This is a genomic window from Bradyrhizobium xenonodulans (assembly GCF_027594865.1).
GTDB lineage: Bacteria > Pseudomonadota > Alphaproteobacteria > Rhizobiales > Xanthobacteraceae > Bradyrhizobium > Bradyrhizobium xenonodulans.
In genome coordinates, this window is the sequence record NZ_CP089391.1 from 3,287,857 (window position 1) to 3,302,881 (window position 15,025).

General features: G+C 65.1%; 13 protein-coding genes. 10 read left to right on the forward strand and 3 right to left on the reverse strand.

What is annotated here, in order from left to right; translation table 11 throughout:
* The first annotated feature begins 202 nt into the window (after positions 1–202).
* Positions 203–1,171 (forward strand): catechol 2,3-dioxygenase, encoded by a 969-nt coding sequence (locus tag I3J27_RS15165; protein ID WP_270170593.1) that lies wholly within the window; start codon positions 203–205, stop codon positions 1,169–1,171.
* 1 nt (position 1,172) lies between these two features.
* Here the strand turns inward: I3J27_RS15165 and I3J27_RS15170 are convergent, their stop codons facing one another.
* Both I3J27_RS15170 and I3J27_RS15175 read right to left on the reverse strand, forming a co-directional pair.
* Positions 1,173–4,688, reverse strand: coding sequence for a molybdopterin cofactor-binding domain-containing protein (locus tag I3J27_RS15170; RefSeq protein ID WP_270170595.1), 3,516 nt, complete (start codon positions 4,686–4,688; stop codon positions 1,173–1,175).
* On the reverse strand, positions 4,688–5,170 hold the full coding sequence (locus I3J27_RS15175) for a (2Fe-2S)-binding protein (RefSeq protein WP_270170597.1): 483 nt from the start codon (positions 5,168–5,170) through the stop codon (positions 4,688–4,690). The genes I3J27_RS15170 and I3J27_RS15175 overlap by 1 nt, the downstream gene beginning before the upstream one ends.
* A gap of 266 nt (positions 5,171–5,436) precedes the next feature.
* Here I3J27_RS15175 and I3J27_RS15180 point away from each other — a divergent pair, with 266 nt between their 5' ends.
* The 9 genes from I3J27_RS15180 to I3J27_RS15220 all read left to right on the forward strand — a co-directional run bounded on the left by I3J27_RS15180 (position 5,437) and on the right by I3J27_RS15220 (position 14,240).
* Positions 5,437–6,894 (forward strand): 6-hydroxynicotinate reductase, encoded by a 1,458-nt coding sequence (locus I3J27_RS15180; protein ID WP_270172785.1) that lies wholly within the window; start codon positions 5,437–5,439, stop codon positions 6,892–6,894.
* Positions 6,891–7,784, forward strand: a complete 894-nt coding sequence (locus I3J27_RS15185; RefSeq protein ID WP_270170603.1) for a UPF0280 family protein — start codon at positions 6,891–6,893, stop codon at positions 7,782–7,784. The genes I3J27_RS15180 and I3J27_RS15185 overlap by 4 nt, the downstream gene beginning before the upstream one ends.
* A gap of 15 nt (positions 7,785–7,799) precedes the next feature.
* Positions 7,800–8,384, forward strand: a complete 585-nt coding sequence (locus tag I3J27_RS15190) for an amino acid synthesis family protein (RefSeq protein ID WP_270170605.1) — start codon at positions 7,800–7,802, stop codon at positions 8,382–8,384.
* 76 nt (positions 8,385–8,460) lie between these two features.
* The gene (locus I3J27_RS15195) at positions 8,461–9,663 is read left to right on the forward strand and encodes an ABC transporter substrate-binding protein (protein WP_270170607.1); all 1,203 of its coding nucleotides are present in this window, start codon (positions 8,461–8,463) and stop codon (positions 9,661–9,663) included.
* Positions 9,664–9,813: 150 nt separating this feature from the next.
* On the forward strand, positions 9,814–11,703 hold the full coding sequence (locus I3J27_RS15200; protein WP_270170609.1) for an ABC transporter permease: 1,890 nt from the start codon (positions 9,814–9,816) through the stop codon (positions 11,701–11,703).
* Entirely contained in the window at positions 11,700–12,491 is a 792-nt protein-coding gene (locus tag I3J27_RS15205) for an ABC transporter ATP-binding protein (RefSeq protein WP_270170611.1), read from the forward strand. The genes I3J27_RS15200 and I3J27_RS15205 overlap by 4 nt, the downstream gene beginning before the upstream one ends.
* Positions 12,488–13,192 (forward strand): ABC transporter ATP-binding protein, encoded by a 705-nt coding sequence (locus I3J27_RS15210; protein WP_270170613.1) that lies wholly within the window; start codon positions 12,488–12,490, stop codon positions 13,190–13,192. Before I3J27_RS15205 ends, I3J27_RS15210 begins: the two co-directional genes overlap by 4 nt.
* Before the next feature lie 25 nt (positions 13,193–13,217).
* The gene (locus I3J27_RS15215) at positions 13,218–13,673 is read left to right on the forward strand and encodes a MarR family winged helix-turn-helix transcriptional regulator (RefSeq protein ID WP_270170615.1); all 456 of its coding nucleotides are present in this window, start codon (positions 13,218–13,220) and stop codon (positions 13,671–13,673) included.
* 177 nt (positions 13,674–13,850) lie between these two features.
* Positions 13,851–14,240 carry a hypothetical protein gene (locus tag I3J27_RS15220; protein WP_270170617.1) on the forward strand — a complete coding sequence of 130 codons (390 nt, stop codon included), beginning with the start codon at positions 13,851–13,853 and terminating at the stop codon, positions 14,238–14,240.
* A gap of 4 nt (positions 14,241–14,244) precedes the next feature.
* Here the strand turns inward: I3J27_RS15220 and I3J27_RS15225 are convergent, their stop codons facing one another.
* Entirely contained in the window at positions 14,245–14,928 is a 684-nt protein-coding gene (locus I3J27_RS15225) for a hypothetical protein (RefSeq protein ID WP_270170619.1), read from the reverse strand.
* Positions 14,929–15,025: the final 97 nt, after the last annotated feature.

Below are 15,025 nucleotides of genomic sequence, written 5' to 3' on the forward strand. Positions count from 1 at the left end.
GCCCGGCGAGGCCGGCATCGGTCGCGGGAGACGCGCTTTGGTTTGTTGACGAGACCTAATCATTTGTACATTAGTGCAAATGAACCCGCGGTCGCGGGCGCCGACCGGGCGCGCCCGTTAACGTTTGCGGTCGGCGCCGATTGCGCGCCTCCGTGACCGGGATCGCAAGCCACGCCTTGTCTAGCCACGCCTGGAGGAGACCATGCAGCCCGAACCGATCCTCGATCTCGCCCATCTCGGCCACATGGAACTGCTGACGCCCAAGCCCGATGAGAGCCTGAAGTTCTTCGTCGACGTCATGGGCATGACCGTCAGCGGCGAAAAGGGCGAGTCGGTGTACTTGCGCGGCTGGGACGATTACGAGCGCTATTCGCTCAAGCTCACGGCGTCGAAGACATCAGGCATGGAGCACATGGCGCTGCGCGCGCGCAGCCAGCAGGCGCTGGAGCGCCGTGTCGCCGCCCTGAAGGGCTCCGGCTTCGATATCGGCTGGATCGACGGCGACATGGGGCAGGGACCGACCTTCCGCTGCCGCGATCCCGACGGCCATATCGTCGAGCTCTATTACGAGACTGAATGGTATCAGGCTCCGCCGGAACTGAAACCAGCGCTGAAGAACCAGGCGCAACGCTTTCCCGCGCGCGGCGTCAATGTGCGCCGGCTCGACCATCTCAACTGCCTCGCCGTCGACATCAAGGCCAACCGCGAGTTCTTCGAGACTTATCTCGGCTGCCGGCTCACCGAGCAGATCGTGCTCAACGACGGCCGCGAAGCCGCGATGTGGCTGACCATGTCGAACAAGAGCTACGACTTTGCCTATTCGCTCGACCATTCCGGCACGCCCGGCCGCTTCCACCACGTCACCTACGCGCTCGACAGCCGCGAGGAGATCCTTCGCGCTGCCGACATCTTCCTGGAGAACGGCATCCACATCGAGACCGGTCCGCACAAGCACGCGATCCAGCAGACCTTCTTCCTCTACGTCTACGAGCCCGGCGGCAACCGCGTCGAGGTCGCCAATGCCGGTGCGCGGCTCATCCTTGCGCCCGATTGGAAGCCGATCGTGTGGACCGAGGAGGAGCGCAAGAAGGGCCAGGCCTGGGGCCTCAAGACGATCGAGTCCTTCCACACCCACGGCACGCCGCCGGTGGAGATGAAGAAGCACGGCTGATTTAGTGCATTGACGTCCTCACGCGCGCGATGGTCTCGCGCACGCCGGTCCACGCCGGCTTGTCGGGCGCGAACTGCCTGCGCAGGAACGTGACGAGCTCTTCGATCTGCACGTCGCTCATGCTGTTTTTGAATGCCGGCATGTAGCCGAGATCGCTGGACACAGGCTCCGCGATGCCGTGCAGGATCACCTGCACGAGATTGTCCGATGTCGCGCTGTGCAGATTGCTGTTGAGCGCGAGCGAGGGCCGACTGCCGAACAGCGGCAGGCCGCCGACCTCGTGGCAGACGGCGCAGGCGCCCTGATAGAGCCGCGCGCCCGTGGACGAGGCGACGGTGACTTGCGTTGCGCTCTCGAGCTTCGTTGCGAGTGCGGGCGCGTCGGCCGCATTGTCGTTGAACGCGTTGAGATAGACCGCCATCGCGCGAATGTCCTGGTCGGGCAGGGCCTTGAGGTCCCTGACAACAGGCGCCATCGGACCCGCCGCAACGCCGTGATAGCGCGAATGGCCGGTGCGCAAATAGGCGAACAGCTCGTCCTCGCTCCATGGGATCGGCGCGTGTGAGAGCGAGGCCAGCGGCGGTGCCTCCCAGCCTTCGGCGAAACCGCCGGCGAGATAGGCCCCACGCTGCTCGGCGCCGAGTGCATTGCGCGGCGAATGGCAGCCGCTGCAATGGCCGAGGCTCTCGACGAGATACGCGCCGCGATTCCAGGCCTCGGATTTGGCGGGATCGGGCGTGAATTCTTTCGTCTGGTGGAACAGCGCATTCCAGCCCGCGAGCAGCGGACGCAAGTTGAATGGGAAGGTGAGCGTGTTTGAAGGCGCCGTCGCGCGTATCGCGGGCTGTGCCATCAGGTAGGCGTAGAGCGCCTGCATGTCGGCATCGCTGGTCTTGGAAAAGTGCGTGTAGGGGAAAGCGGGATAGAGCTGTCGTCCGTCGCGATGCAGCCCGTCGCGCATCGCGCGCTCGAAGGCGGGATAGGACCAGGCGCCGATGCCAGTCTCGACGTCGGGCGTGATGTTGGTGGAGTAGATCGTGCCGAACGGCGTCTCCAGCGCGCGGCCCCCGGCGTTGCGCACGCCCGTGAGGCTGGTGTGGCACTCCGCGCAATTGCCGAGCGCCGCAAGCTGCTCGCCGCGCGCGATCGTCGCGGCGGAATAGACCGATGCATCGGGCCGTGCGATCGGCGCGATGGCGCGCACGGGCAGCAGCGCCGCGCCGATGCCGATCGCGGCGGTGCAGACGGCCGCAATCGTCGCGACAATGCCGGCGCGTTTGGCGAACGGATTTTCCCAGATGCGGGACGGTCTTGGCGCAGCGGGTGCAGGCAAAGCCTGCGGCACGGGCGATGCCTCACCGTGCAATCCCTTCAGAATTCGTTCCGGCGTGAACGGCGGCTCGCGAAAGCGGACGCCGGTGGCATCGAAGATTGCGTTGGCGATTGCCGCGGCGCTCGGCACCGAGGCGGACTCGCCGACGCCGAGCGGCGGCTGGTCCTGATGCGGCAACATCAGCACGTCGATCTTGGGGACGTCAGGGAAGGGGATGATCGGATAGGCGCCCCATTCCCGCGCCGCCACCGTACCGCGCTCGAACGAGACCTCCTCCATCAGCGCGCGGCTGGTGGACTGGATGACGTTGCCATGGATCTGGTGGCGCACGCCGTCCGGATTGATCATCAGGCCGGAGTCCTGCCCCGCGACGACGCGCGTAACGCTGACATCGCCGGTGGATTTGTTCACGGCAACGTCGGTGACCCACGCCGACCACGCCGCGCCGTAGCCCGGAAATTTGCTGTGGACATAGAGCGCATAGGCAAAGCCGCGCCCGTGCACGATTTCGCCGTCCTTCTCCTCGCGAACCGGACGCGGCGTCCAGCCTGCGCGTTCGGCGACCGCGTTGACGAGATCGACCGCGCGCTGGTCCTTCAGATAACGCAGGCGATATTCGATGGGATCGACGCCGGCCTCGGACGCGGCCTCGTCGATGTAGGATTCATGCGCAAAGGTGTTCGGCAGCGCCGAGACGCCGCGAAACCAGGACGCGCGCACGATCGGCGGCATGTCGTGGGCGACGACGCGCATGTTGTCGTAATCATAGGGCGGGATCGCGGTGCGGTCGCCCATCTGCAGCACGGCGGGCTCGGATGAGATGCGACCGGTCAGCAGGAGTGCGAGCGTCGGCGCGGCGTTCGAGGGATAGCGCGTGGCGAGATCGTAGGCCGCGATGCCGCCGTCGGCATCGAGGCCGCCATTGACGTCGATGAGCTGCGCCGTGCCCTTGGGCTCCCAGGCGTGCTCCTGCTCGCGCGTCAACTGTACGCGCACGGGCCGGCCGACCGCGCGCGAGAGCAGCAGCGCGTCCGCGGTGACGTCATCGGCGCAGTTGCGGCCGTAGCAGCCGGCCGCTTCCAGCCTGGTGACCTCGATCTCGCTCTCGGGACGCTCGATGAGGAGTGCAAGATCGCTGCGCAGAATGTGCGGGTTCTGCGTGCCCGACCAGACGCGGATGTTGCCGTCCTGGAAGTCGGCGACCGCGCACGAGGGACCGATCGAGGCGTGCATCTGGTACGGCCAGACGTAAGTGCGCTGCATCGGCGTGGCCGCGCTCGAAATCGCCGCATCGACGTCGCCCTTGTCGATGAGTGTGCGCGGGGTCGATGGATTGGCGCGGAGCGCGGTCTCGACATCGGAAAGATCGGTCAGCGCCGGTGTCGGCTTCCAGCTCACCGCGAGTTGCTCGGCCGCGCGGATCGCATTCTCCTCGCGTTCGGCGACGACGCCGATGAAATCGCCGATGCGCACGACGGCGATGATACCGGGAACGTCTTGCACCGAGGATTCATCGACCGCGATCAAGCTGGTGCCGACGAACGGGCCGGCATCGACGCCGGCATAGGGCGGTCGCACCACACGGCCGTGCAGCATGCCCGGCACGCGGATGTCGTGGACGAAGGTCAGCTCACCCGTGGCCTTGGCGGGCAGGTCGACACGCGGCATCGACTGGCCGACGATGGCGTAATCGCCGACTGGCTTGACCGCCACGTCGTCGGCAAGCTCGAGGCGAATGGTCTCGCCACCGATCAGCTCGCCATAGCTGACGCTGCGATTGTCGTGCCCGCGCACGAGGCCGTCTTCGATTTTGAGGTCATCCGCCGGCAGTTCCAGCCGGTCCGCCGCAAGCGCAATCAGGAAGTGGCGCGCCTGGGCAGCCGCCTTGCGCAGCGGGACAGCGGTGATCTGGATGGTTTCGCTGGCGATCGTCGCGCCCTGGTTCGGAACGACGGCGGTGTCACCGAGCACGACGACGACGCGGGCAAAGGACACATCCAGCTCTTCGGCGACGATCTGGCCGAGGGCGGTACGGATACCGGTGCCGAGATCGACATGGCCGTTATAGGCCGTGACCGAACCGTCCGCGGTGATGCGGACGAAGGTCTCGGCTGTGACCTCGTCCACGGTGCGGACGACGACGAGCGAGCCCCGCTCAGCTCCGTTCGAAACTGGGGAGGCCATCAATCACCGGCCTCGGCGAGCTGGCCCGACGCCCGCATCACGGCGCGCAGGATTTCGATATGGGTGCCGCAGCGGCAGAGATTGTAGCGCAGCGCTGCCAGCGCCTCCTGCTCCGTGGGCTGCGGGTTGATCGCGAGCAGCGCCTTGGTGGTCATGATCATGCCGTTGAGGCAGTAGCCGCATTGTGCGGCCTGCTCGTCGATGAAGGCCTGCTGCACGACATCGGGCTTGTCGCGCGTGCCGAGCCCTTCGAGCGTCACGATGTCGCGCCCAGCGCAGCCGCCAATGGGAAACACGCAGGAGCGCGCGGCCGCACCGTCAATCAGGACAGTGCAGCTGCCGCATTCCCCCAGGCCGCATCCATATTTCGGTCCGTTGAGCGCGAGATCGTTACGCAGGACGTAGAGCAGCGGCGTGTCGCGCGCCGCTGTGATCTCGTGGATCCTGCCGTTCACGGTGAGGCGGATCGGTGTCTGCGTCATCGTCGTTCCCAAGCCCAAGACTATGCAATCAAGACTATGCAATCGCGAAAGTTCTGCGTCGTGACGATACCGTTTGTACACAAACGTGCAAGCCGTGCATGCCGCACTGCAACGCGACTGCCTTCTTTGTGGACAGAGCGGATAGGCAAATGAGGTTTTATGCGGCAGCTGCATCTTTTGCGCCGCACCGCCGCTTGACAGTCCTCCGGAGCGCGCGCAACATCGTTCGTATACGAATGATAACCGCAGTGTCCGCTGACTTTGGCATGGTGATGGAAACAACGAGCGCTGCCATCGACAAGATCCGCTGCGATGCCTGTCCGGTGATGTGCTACATCAAGCCGGGCGCGGCGGGCGCTTGCGATCGCTACGCCAATCACGACGGCAAGCTGGTCCGCGTCGATCCGCATGTGATCCTGGAGCGCACGGTCTCGCATGGCGGCAAGCTCGTCCCGTTCAGCCGCACCGAAGACTGGGACGGCAAGATCGTCCACGAACCCTCAACCTTTGTCACGGCGATCGGCGCGGGCACGACCTATCCCGATTACAAGCCGGCCCCGTTCATCGTCTCTGCGGAGGTCGATGGTGTCGACATGGTGACCGTGGTCACCGAGGGCATCTTCTCCTATTGCGGCATCAAGGTGAAGATCGATACCGACCGCTATCTCGGGCCGGAAACCGCGACCGTCCGCGCGCAGGGCGAGGCCGTCGGCCACGTCACGACCAGCGAATACGGCTCGCAGATGCTGTCGCTCGGCGGCGTGCATCATCTCACCGGCGGCTCCAAGAAGGAGGGCCGCGTCACCTGCGACACGCTGATGGACCTCGCCAATTGCAAGCCGGTGGAACTGACCATCGACGGCGGCGCCAGCGTGGTGGTGCAGGCCGGGCAGCCGCCGATCGTCAACGGCGTGAAGGAAGAGCGCATGCGGGTCGGCTGCGGCTCGGCGACGATCGGCATGTTCGCCAAGCAATGGCACGGCAAGGTCGACGAGGTCGTCGTGGTCGACGACCACATCACGGGCGTGCTCAGCGAGCATCAGGCCGGCAAGCTGCTCGACATCGCGGACACCGGCATCAAGATGAAGGGGCGGCGCTCGACGCCCGGCCGCTATTTCCAGGTCGCCGATCCCGGCACGGGGTGGGGCGGCACCAACATTTCCGATCCGCTCGCGATCCTCGGTCCTTTCGACAAGAAGGAGGCGAAGGCCGGCCTGTCGATGTTGATGGTCTCCACGACCGGCGAGCATTCGTCCTATTACGTGCTCGACGAAGCCTTGAATCCAGTCGCGACCGAGATGCCGGCCGACCTGAAGTTTTCGGTCGAGCGTATCCAGGAAAATTGCGAGCCGGCGCTGTGCACGGTGCTGTTCATGGCGGGTGCCGGCGGCTCGCTGCGCGCGGGCGTCACCGATAATCCGGTGCGGCTGACGCGCTCGGTGAAGGATGCGTTGACGCGCGTCACCAGCGGCGGCGCGCCCGTCTATGTCTGGCCGGGCGGCGGCATCACCTACATGGTCGACGTGACGCAGATGCCGGCGGGTGCGTTCGGCTATGTGCCGACGCCGGCGCTGGTCGCGCCGATCGAATTCACGATGAAGCTGTCCGACTACGCCGCGCTCGGCGGGCACATGGATTATGTGAAGCCGCTGGCCGAAGTGCAGAATGGCGACGATGTTCGCCAGTTGCCCTGGCAGAATCCGATTCCGGGACCGCGGGCATGACGAGGCTCCCGCAAATCGCATTGCTGTCAGATGGCCGGCGGCTGCATTTGCAGGATGGACCGATTGACCTGATCATCGAGGCAAGGGGGCCTGTGGACGAAGTGCGTGCGGCCTATGAGGCTGCGGCGCACCGTTTCACCGGTCTGCTCGATGAGCTCTGCGCGGAATTGCTCGAACTGCGCATGGCCGCTGAGAAGCGGACCGCACTGAAAGGCGTGGTCGCGCGTCGCATGCACGCCGCTGTCGTGCCTTATGCGTCTGATGGCTTCATCACGCCAATGGCGGCGGTTGCCGGCAGCGTGGCGGAGGAGATTCTCGGTGCGATGCTCGGGGCTGCGACGCTCGATCAAGCCTATGTCAACAATGGCGGCGACATCGCGCTGCATCTCGGTCGGGGTGAGCATTTCACGGTTGGCCTGATGGATCGCCCTGACCGCGACGGCGTGATGCGGACGTTACGGATCGATGCGGATGATCCCGTGCGCGGCATCGCGACCAGCGGACGCCACGGCCGGAGCTTTTCCCTCGGCATTGCCGATGCCGTGACGGTGCTGGCGGCGAGGGCCTCGCAGGCCGATGCGGCCGCGACGGTCATCGCCAACGCCGTCGATCTGCCCGGGCATTCCGCCATCATTCGGCACCCCGCGAACGAGCTTCAGCCCGATAGCGATCTCGGCGCGCGTCTTGTCACCCGCGGCGTCGGTGAATTGTCGCAGAACGAGATCGCGGCCGCGCTGGAATCTGGCTCGGAATGTGCACGGCAATTGTTCGATCGCGGATTGATCGAGGGTGCCGTGTTGCAGCTTTGCGGTGATATGCTTGTCATCGGACCGAAAGATATTGAACGGCAGCGATCGCGCCCACTTGTGCTGGAGAATGCGGTTGCCTGAACAGGGAAGCGAAACATGAGCGCGATCATCCGCAAGATCGTCACCGTCGTCGAAGAGACGCAGATGGAGATGGGCCGCCAGGTCTCGCCGCCGACCCGGCGCGCGGCTGCGATTGCCGTGATCGAAAATCCCTTTGCAGGGACGTATGTCGAGGATCTCTCGCCCCTGATCGCGATCGGCGAGGAGCTCGGCGAGCTCCTGTCGAAGCGCGCGGTGGCCGCGCTCGGCATCGACGGTGCGAAGGCGCAGAGCTATGGCAAGGCAGCCGCCGTCGGCGAGAATGGCGAGCTGGAGCACGCCGCTGCGATCCTGCACCCGAAGATGGGTGCACCGGTGCGGAAAGTGCTGAGCAAGGGCGCGGCGCTGATCCCGTCGTCGAAGAAGCGCAGCGGCCCCGGCACGACGCTCGACATTCCGCTCGGCCACAAGGACGCGGCCTTCGTGCGCAGCCATTTCGACGGCATGGAAGTCCAGATCAACGACGCGCCGCGCGCCAACGAGATCATGGTCGCGGTCGCCGTCACCGACAGCGGCCGTCCGCTGCCGCGTGTCGGAGGCCTGACCGTTGCGGAGATCAAGGGCGAAGACGGTTTGAGATAGAGCATGATCCGGAAAAGTGGGAACCGGTTTTCCGATAAGATCATGCTCAAGAAATAGTTCAAAACTGGAGGTTGGGATGCGAGCAAGAAATTACTTCGTCGGCGCGGCCTTTGCGCTTCTGGCGGGCGGCATGGCTCATTCGGCCATGGCACAGGACATCAAGATCGGCGAGATCAACAGCTATTCGCTGCTGCCGGCGTTCACCGAGCCCTATCGCAAGGGCTGGCAGCTCGCCGTCGAGGAGATCAACGCCGCCGGTGGTATCAACGGCAAGAAGCTCGTGGTCGTCTCCAAGGACGATGGCGGCAAGCCGGCGGACGCGCAGACCGCGGCCAATGAGCTGATGTCGAGCGAGGGCGTTGCGATGCTCACAGGCACTTTCCTGTCGAACATCGGCCTTGCCGTCAGCGACTTCGCCAACCAGAAGAAGGTGTTCTTCCTCGCGGCCGAGCCGCTGACGGACGCCGTCACCTGGTCCAAAGGCAACAAATACACCTTCCGTCTGCGGCCTTCCAACTACATGCAGGCGGCGATGCTGGTGGAAGCCGCCAGCAAGCTGCCGGCCAAGCGTTGGGCGACGATCGCGCCGAACTATGAATACGGCCAGTCGGCCGTTGCCGTGTTCAAGAAGTTGATGTCGGAGAAGCGCCCTGACATCCAGTGGGTCGACGAGCAGTGGCCGCCGCAGGGCAAGATCGACGCAGGTCCCGTGGTGCAGGCGGTTGCCGCCGCCAATCCCGAAGCGATCCTCAACGTCACCTTCGGCGCCGATCTCGTGAAGCTCGTGCGTGAAGGCAACACCCGCGGCCTGTTTAGGGGACGCGAGGTGGTCTCGTTCCTGACCGGCGAGCCCGAATATCTCGATCCGCTCAAGGACGAGACGCCCGAGGGCTGGATCGTCACCGGCTATCCCTGGTACTCGATCAAGACGCCGGAGCACGACGCGTTCCTGAAGGCGTATCAGGCCAAGTACAACGACTATCCGCGTCTCGGCTCGATCGTCGGCTACCAGACCATCAAGGCTGCGGCCGCGATCCTCGCGAAGGCCGGCTCGACCGATCCGGAGAAGCTGATTGCCGCAGCGGAGGGGCTGTCGATGCCGTCGCCGTTCGGCGAGATCACCTTCCGCAAGATCGACCATCAGTCGACGCTCGGGGCCTATGTCGGCAAGACCGCGCTGAAGGACGGCAAGGGCGTGATGGTGGACTCGTCCTACAAGAAGGGCGCGGACTATCTGCCCAGCGACGCCGAAGTCGAGAAGCTGCGTCCGAAGGATTGATGCGAGGAGAGACCGGGGCCTCGTGGTTCGAGACGCGCGGCGTTGCCGCGCTCCTCACCATGAGGGTCCCGGCCCTCATCCTGAGGAGGCGCGCAGCGCCGTATCGAAGGATGAAGCCCAGAACTCAGACTTAACTAACCCGGATCGCCGATGGCATTTTACGTCGTACAGTTTCTGACCGGTCTCGCCAGCGCAGCGTCGCTGTTTCTGGTGGCCTCGGGCCTGTCGATCATCTTCGGCGTGACGCGGATCGTGAATTTCGCCCATGGCGCCTTCTACATGATCGGCGCCTACATCGCCTTCACGCTCACCGAGCGCCTGTCGGGTGCGCTCGGCTTCTGGGGCGCGATCGTGATGGCCGCGTTTGCCGTGGCCTTGATCGGAATCATCGTCGAGATGGTGCTGCTCCGCCGCATCTATCACGCGCCCGAACTGTTCCAGTTGCTCGCGACCTTCGGCCTGACCTTGATGGTCGAGGACCTCGTCGTGCTGATCTGGGGGCCTGACGATCTCGTCGGCCGCCGCGCGCCGGGCTTCAAGGGCGCCATCGACTTCTTCGGCCAGAACATTCCGAGCTATGATCTGTTCCTGATCGTGCTCGGACCGGTCGTGCTCGGCATTCTCTGGCTATTGTTCCAGCGCACGCGCTGGGGCGTGCTGGTGCGCGCGGCGACGCAGGACCGCGACATGGTCGCAGCGCTGGGCGTGAACCAGAAATGGCTGTTCACGTCGGTGTTCGCGGTCGGCGTCTTCCTCGCCGCCCTCGGCGGCGCGCTCCAGATCCCGCGCGACGCCGTGCATCACGCCATGGACCTGCGCATCATCGTCGAGGTCTTCGTCGTCGTCGTGATCGGCGGCCTCGGCAGCATCGTCGGCGCCTTCGTCGCGGCCGTGCTGGTGTCCGAACTGAATGCCTTCGGCATCCTGATCTTCCCGAAGATTTCCATCATCCTGGTCTTCCTGGTGATGGCGGTCGTGCTGATCGTCCGTCCCTGGGGCCTGTTCGGCAAGCCGGAGGCGGCCGCGCGCAAGACGCCGGGCCTCACCGTCAATCCCTGGCGGCCGCTGACGTCGAACGAGCGGCTGGCGTCGCTTGTGGTGCTCGTCATCGCGGCGACGCTGCCGCTGTTCGCCGGCAATTACCTCCTCACCGTCGGCTCGGAGATCGCGATCTTCGTGATCTTTGCCGCCAGCCTGCACTTTCTGATGTCGGTCGGCGGGCTCGCGTCCTTCGGTCACGCCGCCTATTTCGGCCTCGGCGCTTACGGCGTTGCGTTCCTCGCCAAGATGGCGGGGCTGCCGATGATTGTATGTCTCCTGCTCGGGCCGCTGCTCGGCTGCATGGGCGCCGCCGTGTTCGGCTTCTTCGCGGTGCAGCTCTCCGGCGTCTACTTCGCGATGCTGACGTTGGCCTTTGCGCAGATCGTCTGGTCGATCGCGTTCCAGTGGGTGAGCGTAACGGGCGGCGACAACGGCATCCTCGGCGTCTGGCCGGAGAAGTGGGCGGCGAGCCCGTCGAGCTTCTATTGGCTGGCGCTGGGCGTCGCGGCGCTCGTGACGATCGCGTTGCGGGCGATGGTGTTCTCGCCCTTCGGCTATGCGCTCCGCGCGACGCGCGACTCGTTGCTGCGCACGGAAGCGATCGGTATCAACGCCAAGCGCATCCAGTGGACGGCGTTCGTGATCGCGGGAACGACGGCCGGGATCGGCGGCGCACTGTTCGCCTATCTCAAGGGCAGCGTCTTCCCTGACAATCTCGGCATCTCGCTGTCGGTCGATGCGCTGGTCATGGTGCTGCTCGGCGGTGTCGAGACGGTGTCGGGCGCGGTGATCGGCGCCATCGTCTACAAGGCTCTGAACATCTGGCTGGTCAGCCAGACCGATTTGTCGAAGCTCGTGCTCGGCGGCTTCATCGTGCTGATCGTCGTCGTCTTCCCCAAGGGCATCGTCGGCATGCTGGAGATGCTGGCGCAGCGCCGCAGGAAGGCATCGCCGCCGGGATCCCCCCTGCTTGCCAAGCCGATCGAGTCCGCCGAATGAGCGTTGCACCCCCACTTCTCGCGGTCGAAGGCCTGACCAAATCCTATGGCGGCATCCATGCCGTGCGCGGTGTCTCGTTCTCGCTGCGCGCTGGCGAAATCCTGGCGCTGATCGGACCGAACGGCGCGGGCAAGAGCACCTGCTTCGACATGCTCAACGGCCAGAACAAGCCGGATACCGGCCACGTGCGTTTGGCGGGCGAGGAAATCACCGGCAAGAAGCCGCGCGAGGTCTGGCGGATGGGCGTGGGCCGTACCTTCCAGATCACCGCGACCTTTGCGACCATGACGGTGCGCGAGAACGTGCAGGTCGCGCTGATCTCGCACGGCAAGCAGCTGTTCAATGTCTTCGGCTCGGCGCCGAATTTCGACCGTGGCGAGGCGGGGCGGCTGCTCGAACTGGTCGGCATGGGCGGCTACGCGGATCGCCCCTGCGGAGAGCTCGCCTATGGCGACCTCAAGCGGCTTGAGCTTGCGGTGGCGCTCGCCAACCAGCCGAAGCTGCTGCTGATGGATGAGCCGACCGCCGGCATGGCGCCGCGCGAGCGCGTCGACCTGATGCGATTGACCGCGCAGATCGCACGGGAGAAATCGATCGGCGTGCTCTTCACCGAGCACGACATGGACGTGGTGTTCGAGCATGCCGACCGCATCATCGTGCTCAATCGCGGCACGCTGATCGCCGAGGGCTCGCCAGCCGAGGTGCGCGGCAATGCGCAGGTGCAGGCGGTCTATCTCGGCGAGGGCCTGGTCTACGATGCCCGCCACCGCGAGGGGGCATCGACATGAAGCTGACCGTCGAGGGGCTCAACAGCCATTACGGCCCGGCGCACATCCTGTTCGACATCGGCTTCGAGGTCGGCGAGGGCGAGGTGGTCGCGCTGCTCGGGCGCAACGGCGCTGGCAAGTCGACGACGTTCCGCTCGATCGTCGGCCTCGTCGCGCAAAGAACCGGCCGCATCCTATTCGAGGGCAAGGACGTCTCGATGCGTCCGACCCACGAGATCGTGCGCGAGGGCCTCGGCTATGTGCCGGAGGAGCGGCGCATCTTCACGGATCTCACGGTGGAGGAGAATCTCGAGGTCGGCCGCCAGCCGAAGCGCGCGAATGCGCCGCACTGGACGCGCGAAAAACTGTTCGCGTTGTTTCCAAACCTTGGCGAAATGAAAAATCGGCCGGGTGGCCGCATGAGCGGCGGCGAGCAGCAGATGCTCACCATCGCGCGCACGCTGATGGGCAATCCGTCGCTGGTTCTGCTGGACGAGCCTTCGGAAGGCCTGTCGCCCAAAATAGTGGAGCAGATGGTCGAAGCCATCCTGACCATGAAGAAGGAAGGCGTCAGCATCGTCGTCTCCGAGCAGAATCTGCACTTTGCGCGGCTGATCTCCGATCGCGCCTATATCATCGAGCGCGGCCGCATCTGTTTCGGCGGCACCATGGCCGAGCTCGATGCGCGTCCGGATATCCGCGACGCGCACTTGTCGTTGTGACAGCAAAGGGAAGGGCAGCGAGCGGATGGCGAGAAGCGTCGCGGCGAAGAAGAGCGTCAAGCCGTCCAAATCGTCTTACGTGCTCGACGAGCAGGTCGGATTCATCCTGCGCCAGGTCTGGCAGCGCCACAGCGCAATCTTCTCCCGCGACATCGGCACCAACATCACGCCGACGCAATGGGCGGCGCTGTCGAAGCTCGCCGAGGCCGGGCCATGCTCGCAGAACCAGCTCGGGCGGCTGACGGCGATGGACGTCGCGACCATCAAGGGCGTGATCGATCGCCTGACGGCGCGCGGCCTGACCGAGACCAGCCAGGATCCCGAGGACGGACGGCGGCTGCTGGTCAGCCTGACGCGCGCCGGACAGCAGCTCGCGGAGAAGGTCGCGCCGAACGCGCTTGCCATCACCCGTGAGACGCTGGCGCCGCTCGACGCCAAGGAGCGCGAGACGCTGATGGCGCTGTTGAACAAGCTGCGGTGAAGGTGTCGTAGTGACGTAGTCTCGTAGGGTGGGCAAAGCGAAGCGTGCCCACCATTTCTCTCAATCAGGAAAAAATCGTGGGCACGGCGCTTCGCGCCTTTGCCCACCCTACGGCAGTTGAACAAGCTGCGGGGACTGGCGACTAATCTCGATGAGGGGCTTATCGAGGTTTACGTCATGAGAGCGGCGACGCGGGTTGCGATGTTTCTGAGTCTCGGCGTGGCACTGGCAAGCCAGTGCGCTCCCGCCTCGGCGGCGCAGGCCTACGAGGGCTTCTGGGCGTCCAGCAAAAAGGACTGCCGCGACGACGACAGCCCCAACCGGATGAGCATCGAAGGCGGCAATCGCCTGTACTGGTACGAGACGCGGTGCCGCGCCAGCGAGATCACCGCGGACGGCAAGCTCGGCTGGAAAATGAAGCTCGCCTGCGAAGGTGAGGGCGAGAAGTTTCGCTCCAATCCGCGCATCTCCATCGCTGCCGATGGCAGACTGGTGATGGACAACGGCCCGGTCGGGCAGGCCAAGCGCCAGACCTATGTGCGTTGTGAGATCGCGAAGAAGCGCTGATCCCTTACGACTTTCCCGGCCATTTGGCGCGATAGCGGATTTCGCTGCCGTCAGCGAGCCGCCGCCAAGTCCCGAACTCCGGCGCATGCGGCGCCCGGGCGCTCAGATCGATCGGATAGAGCCGGCCCGGCTGACCTTGAATGTTGACGCCGAGCTGCCGGTGCGAGGTGCGAAACGCGAGCTCGACCTCGCCCGCGATGACGTACTGGTCGCCGTCGCGATGGAAGCCGGCCGGTGTCATTTCGCCCGGCATGGTGTTGAGATCGGTCTGCAATTCGATGCTGATGCCTTGCGCCGGCACCGTCGCGCCGGGCGGAAAACGAACCTCGAACACGAGCAGGGGATTGGCGCCGTTCCGGTTGAGCCAGGGCGTGGCGGTTGCATAGGCGTAGGCGATGTAGATGCCGAGACCGGTGACGCAGAGCAGGGCGACCACGCCGAGCGACTTCAGGCTGTTGCGCGCGAGGCCGCCATTGTTTGCCTCCTGGCCTGAACGCGTCACTAGCCAGCTGGCAAGCACCGCGCCGGCGATCGCGCCGATGGGGGAGTAGACGAACAATCCCAACAGACCCGATGTGATCGGGTCCGCCCGGTTGCCGAAATCGAGCAGGGAGAACAGCACGAAGATCGCGACATAGCCCGCCACGGCGCCGGCAACGCCAGCGGCTATTCGCGATGAGTTTTTCATGCCCCCTCGATGGTCCAGCAATGAACTGCCGCCGCCGAGGGCTGCCTGCGTTAGACGCAGCAGGCAGGAGACTTGTTCAACGCCTTCGAGAGACGAC